Source organism: Enterobacter cloacae complex sp. 677-3DZ2D5B, assembly GCF_004136695.1.
Taxonomy (GTDB): domain Bacteria; phylum Pseudomonadota; class Gammaproteobacteria; order Enterobacterales; family Enterobacteriaceae; genus Enterobacter; species Enterobacter hormaechei_C.
The window spans coordinates 251,442-267,946 of record NZ_QFLS01000001.1 but is presented as its reverse complement, the minus strand read 5'-3'; the positions used below and the strand labels follow the sequence as shown (position 1 = coordinate 267,946).

General features: G+C 56.1%; 12 protein-coding genes. 5 read left to right on the top strand and 7 right to left on the bottom strand.

Annotation, left to right across the window (positions count from 1 at the left end):
- Positions 1-465: 465 nt before the first annotated feature.
- Positions 466-2,355, bottom strand: a complete 1,890-nt coding sequence (locus DD597_RS01310; RefSeq protein WP_129255883.1) for a recombinase family protein — start codon at positions 2,353-2,355, stop codon at positions 466-468.
- Positions 2,356-2,398: 43 nt separating this feature from the next.
- Between DD597_RS01310 and rimO the strand changes: the two genes are divergently transcribed.
- Positions 2,399-3,706: a 30S ribosomal protein S12 methylthiotransferase RimO gene (rimO, locus tag DD597_RS01305; protein ID WP_129255882.1), complete on the top strand. Its 1,308-nt coding sequence runs from the start codon at positions 2,399-2,401 to the stop codon at positions 3,704-3,706.
- Between the two features lie 63 nt (positions 3,707-3,769).
- Here the strand turns inward: rimO and gsiD are convergent, their stop codons facing one another.
- The 5 genes from gsiD to iaaA are packed head-to-tail and all read right to left on the bottom strand — an operon-like array spanning position 3,770 to position 9,992.
- Positions 3,770-4,681, bottom strand: coding sequence for a glutathione ABC transporter permease GsiD (gene gsiD / locus DD597_RS01300; RefSeq protein WP_003858425.1), 912 nt, complete (start codon positions 4,679-4,681; stop codon positions 3,770-3,772).
- 1 nt (position 4,682) lies between these two features.
- Positions 4,683-5,603: a glutathione ABC transporter permease GsiC gene (gsiC, locus tag DD597_RS01295; RefSeq protein WP_006809475.1), complete on the bottom strand. Its 921-nt coding sequence runs from the start codon at positions 5,601-5,603 to the stop codon at positions 4,683-4,685.
- A 5-nt stretch (positions 5,604-5,608) separates the two neighbouring features.
- Positions 5,609-7,147, bottom strand: a complete 1,539-nt coding sequence (gene gsiB / locus DD597_RS01290; RefSeq protein ID WP_060579556.1) for a glutathione ABC transporter substrate-binding protein GsiB — start codon at positions 7,145-7,147, stop codon at positions 5,609-5,611.
- A 23-nt stretch (positions 7,148-7,170) separates the two neighbouring features.
- Positions 7,171-9,042: a glutathione ABC transporter ATP-binding protein GsiA gene (gsiA, locus tag DD597_RS01285; RefSeq protein WP_063158623.1), complete on the bottom strand. Its 1,872-nt coding sequence runs from the start codon at positions 9,040-9,042 to the stop codon at positions 7,171-7,173.
- Positions 9,043-9,053: 11 nt separating this feature from the next.
- The gene (iaaA, locus tag DD597_RS01280; protein WP_023315701.1) at positions 9,054-9,992 is read right to left on the bottom strand and encodes a beta-aspartyl-peptidase; all 939 of its coding nucleotides are present in this window, start codon (positions 9,990-9,992) and stop codon (positions 9,054-9,056) included.
- Positions 9,993-10,181: 189 nt separating this feature from the next.
- Here iaaA and moeA point away from each other — a divergent pair, with 189 nt between their 5' ends.
- Both moeA and moeB read left to right on the top strand, forming a co-directional pair.
- Entirely contained in the window at positions 10,182-11,414 is a 1,233-nt protein-coding gene (moeA, locus tag DD597_RS01275) for a molybdopterin molybdotransferase MoeA (protein ID WP_048243664.1), read from the top strand.
- 1 nt (position 11,415) lies between these two features.
- Positions 11,416-12,168 (top strand): molybdopterin-synthase adenylyltransferase MoeB, encoded by a 753-nt coding sequence (gene moeB, locus DD597_RS01270; RefSeq protein WP_129255881.1) that lies wholly within the window; start codon positions 11,416-11,418, stop codon positions 12,166-12,168.
- An 89-nt stretch (positions 12,169-12,257) separates the two neighbouring features.
- On the opposite strand, the gene fsa is transcribed toward moeB, so the two are convergent.
- On the bottom strand, positions 12,258-12,920 hold the full coding sequence (gene fsa / locus DD597_RS01265) for a fructose-6-phosphate aldolase (protein WP_017384896.1): 663 nt from the start codon (positions 12,918-12,920) through the stop codon (positions 12,258-12,260).
- A gap of 127 nt (positions 12,921-13,047) precedes the next feature.
- Here fsa and DD597_RS01260 point away from each other — a divergent pair, with 127 nt between their 5' ends.
- Both DD597_RS01260 and DD597_RS01255 read left to right on the top strand, forming a co-directional pair.
- Positions 13,048-13,947, top strand: a complete 900-nt coding sequence (locus tag DD597_RS01260) for a glycyl-radical enzyme activating protein (RefSeq protein WP_126525156.1) — start codon at positions 13,048-13,050, stop codon at positions 13,945-13,947.
- Positions 13,948-13,951: 4 nt separating this feature from the next.
- Positions 13,952-16,384 (top strand): formate C-acetyltransferase/glycerol dehydratase family glycyl radical enzyme, encoded by a 2,433-nt coding sequence (locus DD597_RS01255; protein ID WP_129255880.1) that lies wholly within the window; start codon positions 13,952-13,954, stop codon positions 16,382-16,384.
- Positions 16,385-16,505 lie beyond the last annotated feature (121 nt).

Here is a 16,505-nt window from a genome sequence, read left to right as displayed (position 1 = left end):
TCTATATATTATTTATTATTTTTCTTCGGAACATGTGAGATATGTTGAAGACATTAGTAGTATAGGATTTAAATAAAAATCGTTTCACGGATTTTTAAATCCTATGGTTGATTTAATCTGGAAGTACTGAAGAAGTTGGGAAACAGCATTGAGTACTCTAAACCTATATTATACCATGTTTATTTCTCCCGTTTCAGGTAGTTCCTAACCCATCTATTTATTACTGGTATCTTCAAAGGTAGTGTTAGTGCACCTAAGATCATGTAGATGATTAAACAAACCATGTAGAATGGTAATAGTACACAAACGCAAAAAACGAATGCCAGTACTTCTAAAATAACTTTAACGAACAAATTCATATATCCTCTCAAGTACATTATTTATAGTATTTAGTACTGAGGGTAAAAAATTGGTGCAAAATAGCCCCTTTTGGGGCTTATTAAAAATGAATGGGGTTAAAATACTTTATTGTACTTTGAAATTTTCAATAAATTGTTGACGAGTTAACCCTGTCGTTTCGAGTGCACTTGTAATCGCTTTAGGCAATCTACCGTTAAATGAAATAGTGTATACAATACCTTCAAAAGCAACCGTAACTTTCTCGTGCTTACCAGTATTAGGCCAAAATTGTGAACCTTTAATTTCAGGATAACCAACTTCGGAAAGCATAGTTACCGCAGCATCATACATTGCTACATAACTTTCTTTTAATTTATGCAAGTAACCTACTGCCTTTTGGATTTCAGGCATATTTATTAGATCATTTTCAAGTACTGTTAGTGCCCCCTCTTTCCCTGTATCAAAATCGATAGAAAACCGCCAATGTGGTTTTCTATCAACGCCACCGAACACCAAAACTTCATCATTACCATAATATTTAATTTTTATAGTTATACAATCATTTGTTTTATCTACGACGATATATTCAATAATTGCATCTATAATCTTTCTGATCTTATCCCTATCATTATCTTCCATGTTCGTAAAAACAGCCCATTGAATAAGGATAAGAAATTCCATGATATCTACTTCAAAAGAACCTTTTCCTTGTAATGAAACTAATCTTTCTTTCAATTTCTCTACGGATAAAACAAGTTCCTTTCTCTTGCTATTAATTTCGTTCAAAGAATGAGCCAAAGAATTTACATCAGGTGCAATAGCTATTGCAGTAACCAAATTTGAAATTTTAGAATCTAAAGATTTGATCAATTTTTCTTTTTCATTGAGTTCTTCTTCTATTAGGGTTGTATCACTACCATTTTTTCTACTTTTATCCATGTAGCCAATTAGGAGTGCAATCATAGTACAATGTTCAACTAATTGTGCTGTAATTGACCAACCTGAACAATTTTTTTGTAGATGTACCCCATTAGTACAGATGTATCGAGCTTTACCATGATTCATAAATGAATGCATAGTCCCGCCACATTTACTACATCTGAGAATAGAAAGACCAGAAAGTAATTTTATTGTGTCTGCACCATCTTTTTTTGATTTGTAGTTGTTTTGTTGTTTCCTTTTTTCCAATAAGAAAAACTCAGCTTCATCTTTGCACAACCACGGATAATAATTTTCTAACTTATAAGGTACACCTCTAAGATTTATAGTACGTTCTCCAATCAATGCACGGTTATCACGCATTTTTTTTAGTACTTGGTAATCCCACTCCCTTCCCTTCAAACCATTTGGATATTTCTCATCAAGGTATTTCTTAACACTGTAAACACCATTGCCAGACAAGAACATATCAATTATTTCTCGGGCAATATTCCAGTAAAAAGGATGTTTTTTTACTGCTTCATATTGTGATCCAGTATCATCTATCCAGAATGGATGTCGGCCAACTGACTTGATGTTTACTGGCAAGCCTTCTTTGTGGCGTTCGACCAAAGCAACAACATTACCTACAGTCCTGTTAGATTTCGTTTCGGACTCTTCATTGCCACGGATAAACATCAGAATAGAAATCATAAGATCAGTAGGGTTTTGTCTGATGGTATCTCGGTTATAAACCTTCCGATCCATTCCCGTGACAATCGTTAGCCCTAAACCTATCAACTCAAGGAATAAACGCAGTGCTTCATCCACCTGATCACGTGAAAGGCGGTCAAGATTCTCACAGTAAAGCCATGAGTCAGACGGTATAGCAGCGTTTTTTACGGCGTCAATGAAGTCGCCCAACTTACCCGCCCGGTTCTTTCCGCGAAAAGCACTTACGCCAGGCTCAATAATTTCAACCATTTCAAGGCCAGCTTCTTCAGCATAGGCTTTCGCCGCCGCTACCTGTCTGGTTCTGGTAGTCCTTTTATCCTGCCTATCTGTTGACCACCTGATGTAGCTATAAAGTTGCGGCATCTATATAATCCCCGGCATTGTGAGCAACTGATTGTACAAAAAAATGTCTAAGATTGGATTTATATCATTAGGGTGCCCGAAGAACCTGGTGGACTCCGAACGCATCCTGACTGAACTTCGCACTGAAGGCTATGACGTGATGCCAAGCTACGACAACGCCGACATGGTGATCGTCAACACCTGCGGCTTTATCGACAGCGCGGTTCAGGAATCCCTGGAAGCCATTGGTGAAGCCCTGACGGAAAACGGCAAAGTGATTGTGACCGGCTGCCTGGGCGCAAAAGAAGACCAGATCCGTGAAGTGCACCCGAAGGTGCTGGAGATCACCGGTCCACACAGCTACGAGCAGGTGCTGGAACATGTTCATCACTACGTCCCCAAACCAAAGCACAACCCGTTCCTGAGCCTGGTGCCGGAACAGGGCGTGAAGCTGACGCCGCGCCACTACGCCTACCTGAAAATTTCCGAAGGCTGCAACCATCGCTGCACCTTCTGCATCATCCCGTCGATGCGTGGCGATCTGGTGAGCCGTCCGATTGGCGAGGTGCTGGCAGAAGCCAAACGCCTGGCCGACGCGGGCGTGAAGGAGCTGCTGGTCATCTCCCAGGACACCTCCGCCTACGGCGTGGACGTTAAACACCGTTCCGGTTTCCACAACGGTGAGCCAGTGAAAACCAGCATGGTCGGCCTGTGCGAGCAGCTGGCTAAGCTCGGGATCTGGACGCGTCTGCACTACGTCTACCCGTACCCGCACGTTGACGATGTGATCCCGCTGATGGCGGAAGGCAAAATCCTGCCGTACCTGGATATCCCGCTACAGCATGCCAGCCCGCGCATTCTGAAGCTGATGAAACGCCCTGGCTCCGTTGACCGCCAGCTGGCGCGCATCAAGCAGTGGCGTGAAATCTGTCCGGATCTGACCCTGCGCTCCACCTTTATTGTCGGCTTCCCGGGTGAAACCGAAGAAGATTTCCAGATGCTGCTCGACTTCCTGAAAGAGGCGCGTCTGGATCGCGTCGGCTGCTTCAAGTACAGCCCGGTTGAAGGCGCAACGGCCAACGAGCTGGCGGACCAGGTACCGGAAGAGGTAAAAGAGGAGCGCTGGAACCGCTTTATGCAGCTGCAACAGCAGATCTCTGCTGAACGCTTGCAGGAGAAAGTGGGCCGCGAAATTCTGGTGATTATCGACGAAGTGGACGAAGAAGGCGCGATTGGCCGCAGCATGGCGGATGCGCCTGAAATCGACGGCGCGGTGTACCTGAACGGCGAAACCAACGTCAAGCCGGGCGATATTATTCGCGTGAAGGTCGAAAACGCCGACGAGTATGATTTGTGGGGCAGCCGGGTTTAATCTCCCCACGCCTCTGTTCTAGGCCGGGTAAGGCGTCGCCGCCACCCGGCACATTCCACAGCACTACCCTTTTATCCGCGGATCCAGCGCGTCGCGCAGCCCATCCCCCAGTAAATTAAACGCCAGCACGGTCAGGAAAATCGCCAGGCTCGGGAAGATCGCCACGTGTGGCGCAATCACCATATCCGCCCGCGCCTCGTTCAGCATCGCGCCCCACTCCGGCGTCGGCGGCTGTGCGCCTAACCCCAGAAACGACAGGCTGGCCGCCGAGATAATCGACACGCCTATGCGCATGGTGAAATAGACCACGATAGACGAGACCGTTCCCGGCAGAATATGGCTGAACAGGATGGTGGCATCGCTGGCTCCCATGCTGCGCGCCGACTCGATAAAGGTCTGCTGCTTCAGCACCAGCGTGTTGCCACGTACCAGACGCGCGAAAGCGGGAATCGAGAATACCGCCACGGCGATGATGACGTTCGCCATGCCGCTGCCCATCACCGCCACCACGGCAATCGCCAGCAGAATACCGGGAAAGGCAAACAGCACATCGCAGATACGCATGATGATGCGGTCCCACCAGCCTTCGTAGTACCCGGCCACCAGCCCCAACACGGTGCCAATTGCTGCGCCCATCAGCACCGCAAAGACCCCGGCCGCCAGCGAGATCTGCGCCCCTACCAGCACGCGGCTGAAAATATCGCGCCCGAGCGAGTCCACGCCAAACCAGTGCATCATCGACGGTCCATCGTTCAGCCGGTCGTAATCGAAGTAGTTTTCCGCATCAAACGGGGCTAACCAGGGGGCGATAATCGCCACCAGGATCAGCAGTAACACAAACAACCCGGCGACCATAGCGACGGGCTGACGACGGAATCGACGCCAGAACTCAATCCACGGGGTGCGAATATGGTCCGGCCTGATCCCCGGCATAGCGTTTAAAATGGCCTGGCGACGCCAGTTCAGTAATCGCATCTTACTTATACCTGATGGCCGGGTTAATGGCGGCGTATAGCACATCCACCACTAAGTTGATAAGAATAAACTCCAGCGAGAAAAGCAGGACTTCAGCCTGAATGACCGGATAGTCACGCATATCGACCGAGTCGACCAGCAGGCGCCCCAGCCCCGGCCAGTTAAAGACCTTCTCAACCACAATAGAGCCGCCCAGCAGGAAGCCGAACTGTAGCCCCATCATCGTGACCACCGGTATCATCGCATTACGAAAACCATGCTTCAGAATGACCCATTTCTCACTCACCCCTTTTGCCCGCGCGGTGCGAATGTAATCTTCGCTCAGCACGTCGACAAACGAGGCGCGGGTAAACCGAGCCATCACCGCCGCAACGGCCGCGCCAAGCGTCATAGAGGGAAGAATGTAGTGCTTCCAGGTGTCGGCCCCGACGGTCGGCAACCAGCCCAGCTCAACGGAGAAAATCTGCATCAGTAGCATGCCCAGCGCAAACGCCGGGAAAGAGATGCCGGTGACCGCCAGCGCCATACCGAGCTTATCCGGCCAGCGGTTGCGCCAGACGGCGGCGACAATCCCCGCTCCCAGGCCAAACACTACCGCCCAGCTCATACTGGCAATCGTTAACCAGAAGGTAGGCATAAAGCGGCTGGCAATCTCCTCCGACACCGGACGACGCGACACCATTGAGATGCCGAAATCGCCCTGAAGGACATTGCCAATGTAACGCAGAAATTGCCTGTACAGCGGCTGGTCAAGACCGAGCTGTTTACGCACCAGTTCAATAACCGTCGCATCCGCTTCCGGTCCGGCAATCAAACGCGCTGGATCGCCGGGCAGCATATGGACAAACAAAAACACCAGCACGGCCACAATCAGCAGCGTCGGGATAAGCCCCAGCAGGCGTTTACACACATAATTCAGCATGAGTTTTATTTTAAATCCGCGTCATCAAAGCTAAAGCCCGTATCCGGCATGATGTAAAAACCGGTCAGCGCTTTGTTGTGGGCTGAGACCAGTTTTTCCACCACCAGCGGCACCCACGGCGACTCTTTCCAGATAATGTCCTGCGCCTCTTTGTACAGGCGCGCTTTCTCTTCCGGTTTGGTGGTTTTCAGGGCATCGGCCAGATCTTTATCCACCTGCGGATTACTGTAGAACGCGGTATTGAACAGCGTTGGCGGCCAGTTCTGGGAAGCGAACAGCGGCGACAGGGACCAGTCCGCTTCGCCGGTTGAAGCCGTCCAGCCGGTGTAGAACATCCGCACGCCGCTCTCTTTCTGCCCTTTGCCTTCTACTTCCGCCGCTCGCTGTCCGGCATCCATCGCCGTGACCCTGGCTTTAATGCCCACCTGCGCCAGCTGCTGCTGGGTAAATTGCAGCACCTTCTGCGCGGTACTGTGGTTATGAGACGACCACAGCGTGGTGCTAAAGCCGTTCGGATAGCCCGCCTCTTTCAGCAGCTCCCGCGCTTTCGCCGGATCGTACGGCCATGGCTGGTAGCTCTGCGCATACTCGATGGCTGGCGGCATCACGCCCGTCGCGGGAGTGGCGTAACCGGCAAAGGCCACCTTCACCAGCGCCTGACGGTTAATGGCGTAGTTGATGGCTTCGCGCACCTTCGGGTTATCGAACGGTTTCTGCGTGACGTTCATGCTGATGTAGCGCTGCATAATCGACGGGCTGGCCACCAGCTCCAGCTTGCTGTTTTTCGCCAGCAGCGCCGCCTGTTCGTAAGGGATCGGGAAGGCAAACTGCGCTTCGCCGGTTTGCAACATCGCGGCACGGGTATTGTTGTCCACGACCGGACGCCAGGTGATGGTATCCAGCTTCGGCAGCCCCTGCTGCCAGTATCCGGCGAATTTTTTCACCTTCACAAAATCGGTCTGGTTCCAGGTAAGCAGTTCGTACGGCCCGGTTCCCACCGGGTGGAAGCCAATCTCTTTGCCGTATTTTTTCAGGGCGGCGGGCGAAATCATCGCCGTCGCGGGATGCGCCAGAATATTGATAAACGCCGAGAACGGCTCTTTCAGGGTGATCTTCACCGTCGCCGGGTCAACCGCCTCGGTGCTGGCGATATTTTTATACAGGTTGTAGCGCTTAAGGCCGTTCTCCGGATTGCTGGCACGGTCCAGGTTGATCTTAACCGCCTCGGCGTTGAAGTCGGTGCCGTCCTGGAACTTCACGCCGGTACGGAGCTTAACGGTATAGACCAGCCCATCGTCCGACACGGTATAGCCTTCCGCCAGCACGTTTTTCAGCTTCATCTCGCGGTCCAGGCCGAACAGCCCCTGGTAGAAAGATTTTGCCACCGCCTGAGAAAGGGTGTCGTTAGCATCATACGGATCCAGCGTCGTGAAGTTAGACCCCACAGCCACCACCACATCTTTCGCCGCGAACGCGGGGGCGGCGGCCAGCGCAGCCGTCACGCTCGCGGCAAGCAGCCATTGACGAGCAACAAAAGGAACCATTGTGTTCTCCTGCCTGTTGTAAGTTATAACCGCGAGAATGCATTGCCCTGACGCGGTGGTGCGACAAAATGACCGGGACCCACCTCACGCAGCGCCACGCGCTCAAGGGTTTCGCCCCGTTTACGAATATTGCTCGGCATTTCGTCCTGCAACAGCACGCGCTGGGCGTGACGATGCTCAGGATCGGCAACCGGTACGGCGGCCATCAGCTTGCGGGTGTACGGGTGCTGCGGGTTTTCAAACACCGCCCGACGGGGGCCGATTTCAACTATTTGCCCCATGTACATCACCGCCACGCGATGGCTGATCCGCTCCACCACCGCCATATCGTGGGAGATAAACAGAAACGCAATGCCTAAATCCCGCTGTAAATCGAGCAGGAGATTGATGATTTGCGCGCGGATGGAGACATCCAGCGCTGACACGGACTCATCCGCAATCACCACCTTCGGATTCAGGGCTAATGCCCGGGCTATGCAGATACGCTGTCGCTGACCGCCAGAAAATTCGTGCGGATAACGCCAGGCATGCTCCGGCTTCAGGCCCACGCGCTCCAGCAGCCACGCGACGCGGCGCTGCGCGGCTTCACCGTCGAGCAGGTTATGCACCCGCAGCGGCTCCATAATCGAGTACCCCACCGTATGGCGCGGATCGAGCGACGCATAAGGATCCTGGAATATAAACTGAATATCCCGGCGTACCGCCTGCAATTTACTGTTAGGTAGCGTGTCGATGCGCTCACCGTTGAAGGTGATGCTCCCCTCCTGCGACGCCACCAGCCTGAGCAGCGCCCGTCCGGTGGTGGATTTACCGCAGCCGGACTCCCCCACCAGCGCCAGCGTTTCGCCCGGCCAGAGATCAAAACTGACGTTTTCAACCGCATGCACTTCGCGCTTCACGCGATTGAGGATCCCGCTACGCAGCGGGAAACGGGTCACCAGGTCACGCACTTCGAGGATTGGCCTGCCGGGAACCACCGTATCCTGCTCGGTTTCGTCTTCCTGCTTACCCTGTTCGGTCTGTGAGATCAGCGGAAAACGGCGCGGAAAATCACTGCCATTCATGGCCCCCAGACGCGGGACCGCCGCCAGCAGCGCTTTGGTATAAGAATGCACCGGCGCATGAAAGACCTGCTCCACCGTGCCGGTTTCCACGGCATTGCCCTGATGCATAACCAGCACCCGATCGGCAATGTCCGCCACCACCCCCATATCGTGGGTGATGAAAATCACCCCCATCTCCATCTCCTGCTGCAACACCTTAATCAGTTGCAGGATCTGGGCCTGAATGGTGACATCCAGCGCCGTGGTGGGTTCGTCCGCAATGAGTACCACCGGACGGCACGACAGCGCCATCGCAATCATCACCCGCTGGCGCATGCCGCCGGAAAGCTGATGCGGGTAGCGGGACAAAATCGCGTGCGCCTCAGGGATACGCACCAGCTCCAGCATCCGTTTTGCTTCGTTGAGCGCCTCATCACCGCTCAGTCCCTGATGCAGGCGGATAGATTCGGCAATCTGCTCGCCCACCGGGAAAACCGGGTTCAGGGAGGTCATCGGCTCCTGAAAAATCATCGCAATATCTGCCCCGCGCACACCCTGCATCCGGGACGCGCTCAGCTCGTTGAGATCGATAACCTGACGGTTGCGACGGCGCAACAGCATCCGCTCGCTGGTGACCTGCCCGCCCGTCTGCTCAAGCAGACGCATCAGCGCCAGCGCGGTAACGGATTTACCGGAACCTGATTCGCCAACAATCGCCAGCGTCTCGCCGCGCCTGAGCGAAAACGATAAATTCTGTACTGCGGGGATGAACTGCCGCTCTTCCTGAAACGCAATATTCAGTTGGTGGACAGCCAGCACTTCGCAGTTGTCCAGCTCTTCACGGTGCGGCACGCAATGCCCCCTTATTCACGATAAATGCCTGTGCTGGGCGCATCGCCGGCATACCCCCACGCCCGGTACATCCCTTCACTGTTGAACGGCAGAGCCACGTTGCCCTCCCGATCCACCGCAATTAAGCCGCCAATCCCGCCCAGCGCCGGCAGTTTCTCCATCACTACCCGCTCGCAGGCTTCACTCAGGCTTAATCCGCCGTAATCCATTAGTGCGGTAATGTCGTAGGCCGCCAGCGCGCGGATAAACACTTCGCCGGTGCCGGTGCATGACACCGCCGCGGTGGCGTTATTGGCGTAACACCCGGCCCCCGGCAGCGGGCTGTCGCCGACGCGACCGGGAAGTTTGTTGGTCATGCCGCCTGTCGACGTCGCGGCGGCGAGGTTACCGGCTTTATCCAGCGCCACCGCGCCTACCGTGCCCATTTTGCTGCGTTCATCGAGCGGCGCGGCATGGTCCAGCTGCGTCATCCCCGCTGTACGGGCCTCCAGCAGTTGCCGGTAACGCTCCTCGGTGGAAAAAAGCTCGGGCGAGACCGTGTCCATACCGTGCTCGACGGCAAATTTTTCCGCCCCCGCCCCGGCCAGCAGCACATGCGGGCTTTGTTCCATCACCAGACGCGCGGCCAGCACCGGATTACGCAGACGGCTGACGCCCGCTACCGCGCCCGCTTTCAGGGTGACGCCGTCCATCACGCAGGCATCCAGCTCGTGCGTTTCATCGCGCGTAAAGACCGAGCCAATACCGGCATTAAACAGCGGACACTCCTCCAGCAGGCGCACCGCTTCGGTCACCACGTCCAGCGCGCTGTCGCCCGCTTCCAGCATCCGCTGGCCTGTTTCCACAATGGCGTTCAGCGCATCAATATAACGCTTCTCCTGCTCGGGACTGAGCTGTGCACGGGTGATTGCCCCGGCACCGCCATGAATTGCGATAACCGCTTTACTCATTTCGCATCACCCATCAGCCTGGCTGGCTGCTTTTTCTATAAATATCATTATCGTCGACGAATCTTCAGATGATTTTTGAATATAGAAAGACGCAACTGTGATGTAAAGCGTACACCCATCGGGTCATACAGTTAGCCGCACTTTTCTGCCATAATGAGCGCTTTCGTTGTTACTCCGCAGGAGCCCACCATGGATTTTACCGCCGGACTGATGCCGCTTGAGACGGCACTCTCGCAGATGCTTGATCGTATTACTCCCCTGCACGACGTTGAGACGCTGCCGCTTGTGCGCTGTTTTGGCCGTATTGCCGCGCGCGATATCGTCTCGCCGCTGAACGTGCCGGGGTTCGATAACGCGGCGATGGACGGCTATGCCGTACGTCTGGCGGATCTGCAAACGGGTCAGCCGCTGCCGGTGGCAGGGAAAGCGTTTGCCGGGCAGCCGTTCAACGGTGAGTGGCCAGCGGGCACCTGCGTGCGCATTATGACCGGCGCGCCGGTGCCAACGGGCTGTGAAGCCGTGGTGATGCAGGAAGAGACCGAACAAACGGACGACGGCGTGCGTTTTACCGCCAGCGTCAAAGCGGGACAGAATATCCGCCATATCGGGGAAGACATTACCCTGGGCGCAACGGTCTTTGCCGCCGGGCAAAAACTGACGGTCGCCGAACTGCCGGTGCTGGCATCGCTTGGCATCGCGGAGATTGACGTGGTCCGCAAAGTGCGCGTAGCGGTGTTCTCCACGGGAGACGAGCTACAGCTTCCGGGTCAGCCGCTGAACGAGGGGCAGATTTACGACACCAACCGTCTGGCGGTGCACCTGATGCTTGAGCAGCTGGGCTGCGAGGTGATTAACCTCGGTATCATTCCTGACGATCCGCAAAAACTGCGCTCGGCGTTTATCGACGCTGACGCCTCTGCCGACGTGGTGATCAGCTCCGGCGGCGTTTCGGTTGGCGAAGCGGATTACACCAAAACCTTGCTTGAAGAGCTGGGTGAAATCGCCTTCTGGAAGCTGGCGATTAAGCCGGGCAAACCGTTCGCGTTTGGTAAACTTCCGCACAGCTGGTTCTGTGGCCTGCCGGGTAACCCGGTCTCTGCCGCGCTGACCTTCTACCAGCTGGTGATCCCGCTGCTGGCGAAGCTTTCAGGCAACAATGCCAGCCCGCTGCCGGAACGTGTGCGCGTGCGGGCGGCAACGCGCCTCAAAAAATCACCGGGCCGTCTCGATTTCCAGCGCGGCATTCTGGCGCGCAACGCCGACGGCGAGCTGGAGGTGAGCACCACCGGGCATCAGGGTTCGCACATCTTTAGCTCCTTCAGCCAGGGTAACTGCTTTATCGTGCTGGAGCGCGATCGCGGCCACGTTGAGGCGGGCGAATGGGTTGAAGTGGAACGCTTTAACCACCTGTTCGGAGGCTGACATGACGATGGAACTGAGCGACCCGGAGATGATGCGCTATAACCGCCAGATCGTGCTGCGCGGATTTGATTTCGAGGGTCAGGAGGCGCTCAAGGCGGCCAGCGTGCTGGTTGTTGGTCTTGGCGGGCTGGGCTGCGCGGCAGCGCAATACCTGGCTGCGGCGGGCGTCGGCAGCATGATGCTGCTGGATTTCGACACCGTGTCGGTGTCCAACCTGCAACGCCAGACGCTGCACAGCGACGCGACGGTCGGTCAGCCTAAAGTGGAATCAGCACGCACGGCGCTGGCGCGCATTAACCCCAACGTTCAGTTCACCCTGATTGACGCGATGCTGGATGACGACGCGCTGTTTGCGCAGATTGCACGGCATGACCTGGTGCTGGACTGCACCGATAACGTCGCCATTCGCAACCAGCTCAATGCGGGCTGCTTTGCCCATAAAACGCCGCTGATTTCCGGCGCGGCCATCCGCATGGAGGGGCAAATCACCGTCTTCACCTACGCTGAAGGAGAGCCCTGCTACCGCTGCCTGAGCCGTCTGTTTGGCGAGAATGCCCTCACCTGCGTCGAGGCGGGCGTAATGGCGCCGCTGGTTGGCGTTATCGGTTCCTTGCAGGCCATGGAGGCGATCAAAGTGCTGGCGCACTATGGCACGCCCGCCGCGGGTAAAATCGTGATGTATGACGCGATGACCTGCCAGTTTCGCGAGATGAAGCTAATGCGTAATCCCGGGTGTGAGGTATGCGGAGGTTAAAGCAAACGGCAACCTTCAGGTTGCCGTTTTAGTGTTTGCTCCCTCTCCCTGTGGGAGAGGGTTGGGGTGAGGGCATCAGGCCACACCCATCAAATAGATGTCCGCCCAAACGCCCCCTGCCAGTCCTGCTCAAACTTCACAATTGCCGCATCCACCGCCGGAGAGGTAATAAACTGCTGCGCCACGTCCAGCGGCAGCGTGATGGACTCGCACCCTGCCAGCAGGCAGTCCAGCGCCTGGCGCGGGGTTTTAAAGCTCGCCGCCAGCACTTTTGACTGCGGCGCGTGCAGGGTCAGCAACTGTTGCAGTTCGACCACCGTCTGGATCCCGTCCCCGCCCTGCGCGTCCACGCGGTTCACGTAAGGGGCCACATACTCAGCCCCCGCCAGTGCGGACAACATCCCCTGCGCGGCACCGTACACCGCCGTACCCAGCGTCGGGATCCCTTCCGCTTTCAGCATCTTGATCGCCGCCAGCCCTTCAGCGGTCACGGGCACTTTCACCACCAGGTCATTGATTATCGCGCGCAGCTTACGTGCGTCTTCCACCATCCCCTCGGCAGTCTTCGCCATCACCTGAGCGAACAGCCGGCCCTTGCCGCCCAGCGCGTCGTGCAGCGCGGGCAGCAGCTCTTCCAGGGGGGTTTTACCCGCCGCCACAATGCTTGGGTTAGTGGTCACGCCCGCCAGCGGGAAGATACGCGCCAGCTTTTTGACTGCCGCAACGTCAGATGTGTCGAGATAAAGTTCCATGATGTCACCCTCAAATTTAGCCTGCACTTACCCTATCACAGCAAAACCTGCTCAGGAATTGACCCACATCAAGATGGCTTTCATTCGAAAGTAATTTAATCTTCATATGTAATCCGAGGGCAAAAAAATGATCTTCAATATACAGCGTTACTCCACCCACGACGGCCCAGGTATTCGAACCGTGGTATTCCTGAAAGGCTGCTCGCTGGGCTGTCGCTGGTGTCAGAACCCGGAAAGCCGCTCCCGCAGCCGGGACGTGCTGTTTGATGCGCGTCTGTGCCTGGACGGCTGCGACCTGTGCCAGCAGGCGGCACCGGGCTGCATCGAACGCGCGCTGAATGGCCTGGTCATCCACCGCGAAAAGCTGAGTGAAGAGACGCTTGATGCCCTCACCGACTGCTGCCCGACGCAGGCGCTGACCGTTTGCGGCGAAGAACAGCAGGTCGAAGAGATCATGGCGACCGTATTGCGCGATAAACCCTTCTACGACCGCAGCGGCGGCGGGATCACCCTTTCCGGCGGCGAGCCGTTTATGAATCCGGAGCTGGCGCACGCGCTGTTTAAAGCCAGCCACGACCAGGGTATCCACACCGCCGTCGAAACCTGCCTTCACGTGCCGTGGCACTATATTGAGCCGTCATTACCGTACGTCGATCTGTTCCTCGCCGACCTGAAGCATGTCGACGGAGACGTTTTCAAGCAGTGGACGGACGGTTCGGCTAAGCGCATCCTGGACAACCTGAAACGCCTGGCCGCCGCCGGGAAAACGATCACCATCCGCGTGCCGCTGATCCAGGGCTTTAACGCCGATGAAGCGTCCGTTACCGCCATTACCAATTTCGCCGCCGATGAACTCGGCGTCGATGATATTCATTTTCTGCCGTATCACACGCTGGGCATGAACAAATACACCCTGCTCGGCCAACCCTACTCTGCCCCTGACAAACCGCTGGATAACCCTGCCCTGCTGGACTTCGCACAGCAGTATGCCTGCCAGAAAGGGTTAACCGCGACCTTACGAGGATAAACTTATGACCACCCTGAATCTCAACACCCTCAGCGAGCGCATCAAGGCGCACAAAACGGCTCTGGTGCATATCGTTAAGCCGCCGGTCTGTACCGAACGCGCGCAGCACTATACCGAAATGTATCAGCAGCATCTGGACAAGCCGATCCCGGTGCGCCGCGCCCTGGCGCTGGCGCATCACCTGGCCAAGCGTACCATCTGGATCAAGCACGACGAGCTGATCATCGGTAACCAGGCCAGCGAAGTGCGCGCCGCGCCGATCTTCCCGGAATATACCGTCTCCTGGATTGAGAAAGAGATTGACGATCTGGCGGACCGTCCGGGCGCGGGCTTTGCGGTGAGCGAAGAGAACAAGCGCGTGCTGCATGCGATCTGCCCGTGGTGGCGCGGCCAGACGGTGCAGGATCGCTGCTACGGCATGTTCACCGACGAGCAGAAAGGCCTGCTGGAAACCGGCATCATCAAAGCCGAAGGCAACATGACCTCCGGCGACGCGCACCTGGCGGTGAACTTCCCGCTGGTGCTGGAGAAAGGTCTCGACGGCCTGCGCGCCAAAGTGGCCGAGCGCCGCTCACGCATCAACCTGACGGTGCTGGAAGACCTGCACGGCGATCAGTTCCTGAAGGCGATCGATATCGTGCTGGAAGCGGTGAGCCTGCACATCAAACGCTTTGCCGAACTGGCGCGTGAAATGGCCTCCACCGAAACCCGCGTAAGCCGCCGCGACGAGCTGCTGGCGATGGCAGAAAACTGCGACGTGATTGCTCACGAGCCGCCAAAAACCTTCTGGCAGGCGCTACAGCTGTGCTACTTCATTCAGCTAATCCTGCAAATTGAGTCCAACGGTCACTCCGTTTCCTTCGCCCGTATGGACCAGTACCTTTACCCGTACTATCGCCGCGACGTGGAGCTGGACCAGAGCCTGGATCGCGAGCACGCCATCGAGCTGCTGCACAGCTGCTGGCTGAAGCTGCTGGAGGTGAACAAAATCCGCTCCGGCTCGCACTCTAAAGCTTCCGCAGGTAGCCCGCTGTACCAGAACGTCACCATCGGCGGCCAGAAGCTGGTTAACGGTGAGCCTATGGACGCGGTGAACCCGCTCTCCTACGCGATTCTGGAATCCTGCGGTCGCCTGCGATCCACCCAGCCTAACCTGAGCGTGCGCTACCACGCGGGCATGAGCAACGACTTCCTCGACGCCTGCGTGCAGGTGATCCGCTGCGGCTTCGGGATGCCGGCGTTCAACAACGATGAAATCGTCATTCCGGAATTCATCAAGCTCGGCGTTGAACGCGACGACGCCTACGACTACGCGGCCATTGGCTGTATCGAAACCGCGGTGGGCGGCAAATGGGGCTACCGCTGCACCGGTATGAGCTTTATCAACTTCGCCCGCGTGATGCTGGCCGCGCTGGAAGGCGGCCGCGACGCCACCAGCGGCAAGGTGTTCCTGCCGCAGGAGAAAGCCCTCTCTGCCGGTAACTTCGATAACTTCGAGGAGGTGATGGCGGCGTGGGACACCCAGATCCGCTACTACACCCGCAAATCCATCGAAATTGAATACGTGGTGGACACTATGCTGGAAGAGAACGTCCACGATATTCTCTGCTCGGCGCTGGTTGACGACTGCATCGAGCGCGCGAAAAGCATTAAGCAAGGCGGCGCGAAGTATGACTGGGTTTCCGGCCTACAGGTGGGGATCGCCAACCTCGGCAACAGCCTGGCGGCGGTGAAGAAGCTGGTGTTTGACCAGGGTGTTATCGGTCAGCAACAGCTGGCGGCGGCGCTGGCGGATGACTTCGAGGGGCTAACCCACGAGCAGCTGCGCCAGCGCCTGATCAACGGCGCGCCGAAGTACGGCAACGACGACGACAGCGTGGACCTGCTGCTGACCCGCGCCTACGAAACCTACATTGAAGAGCTGAAGCAGTATCACAACCCACGCTACGGCCGCGGCCCGATTGGGGGTAACTACTACGCGGGCACGTCGTCTATCTCAGCAAACGTGCCGTTTGGCGCAGCGACCATGGCGACGCCGGACGGGCGTAAGGCGCATACCCCTCTGGCGGAAGGGGCCAGCCCGGCTTCCGGTACCGACCACCTCGGGCCGACGGCGGTGATTGGCTCCGTGGGTAAACTGCCGACGGAAGCGATTCTTGGCGGCGTGCTGCTTAACCAGAAGCTGAACCCGTCGACGCTGGAAAACGACATCGATCGCCAGAAGCTGATGGTGCTGCTGCGCACCTTCTTCGAGGTGCATAAGGGCTGGCATATTCAGTACAACATCGTCTCGCGCGAAACGCTGCTGGAAGCGAAGAAACACCCGGACCAGTACCGCGACCTGGTAGTGCGCGTCGCGGGCTACTCGGCGTTCTTCACCGCCCTGTCGCCGGATGCGCAGGACGATATTATCGCCCGTACTGAGCATACGCTGTAATAGTGTATCCCCTCTCCCTTGAGGGAGAGGGAGAAAACACTAAAAACGGCAACCTCGGTTGCCGTTTTGCTTTTACTTTCGAATGAAATTAAATTTGTGCTCCCCGTCACCTTGTTATTAG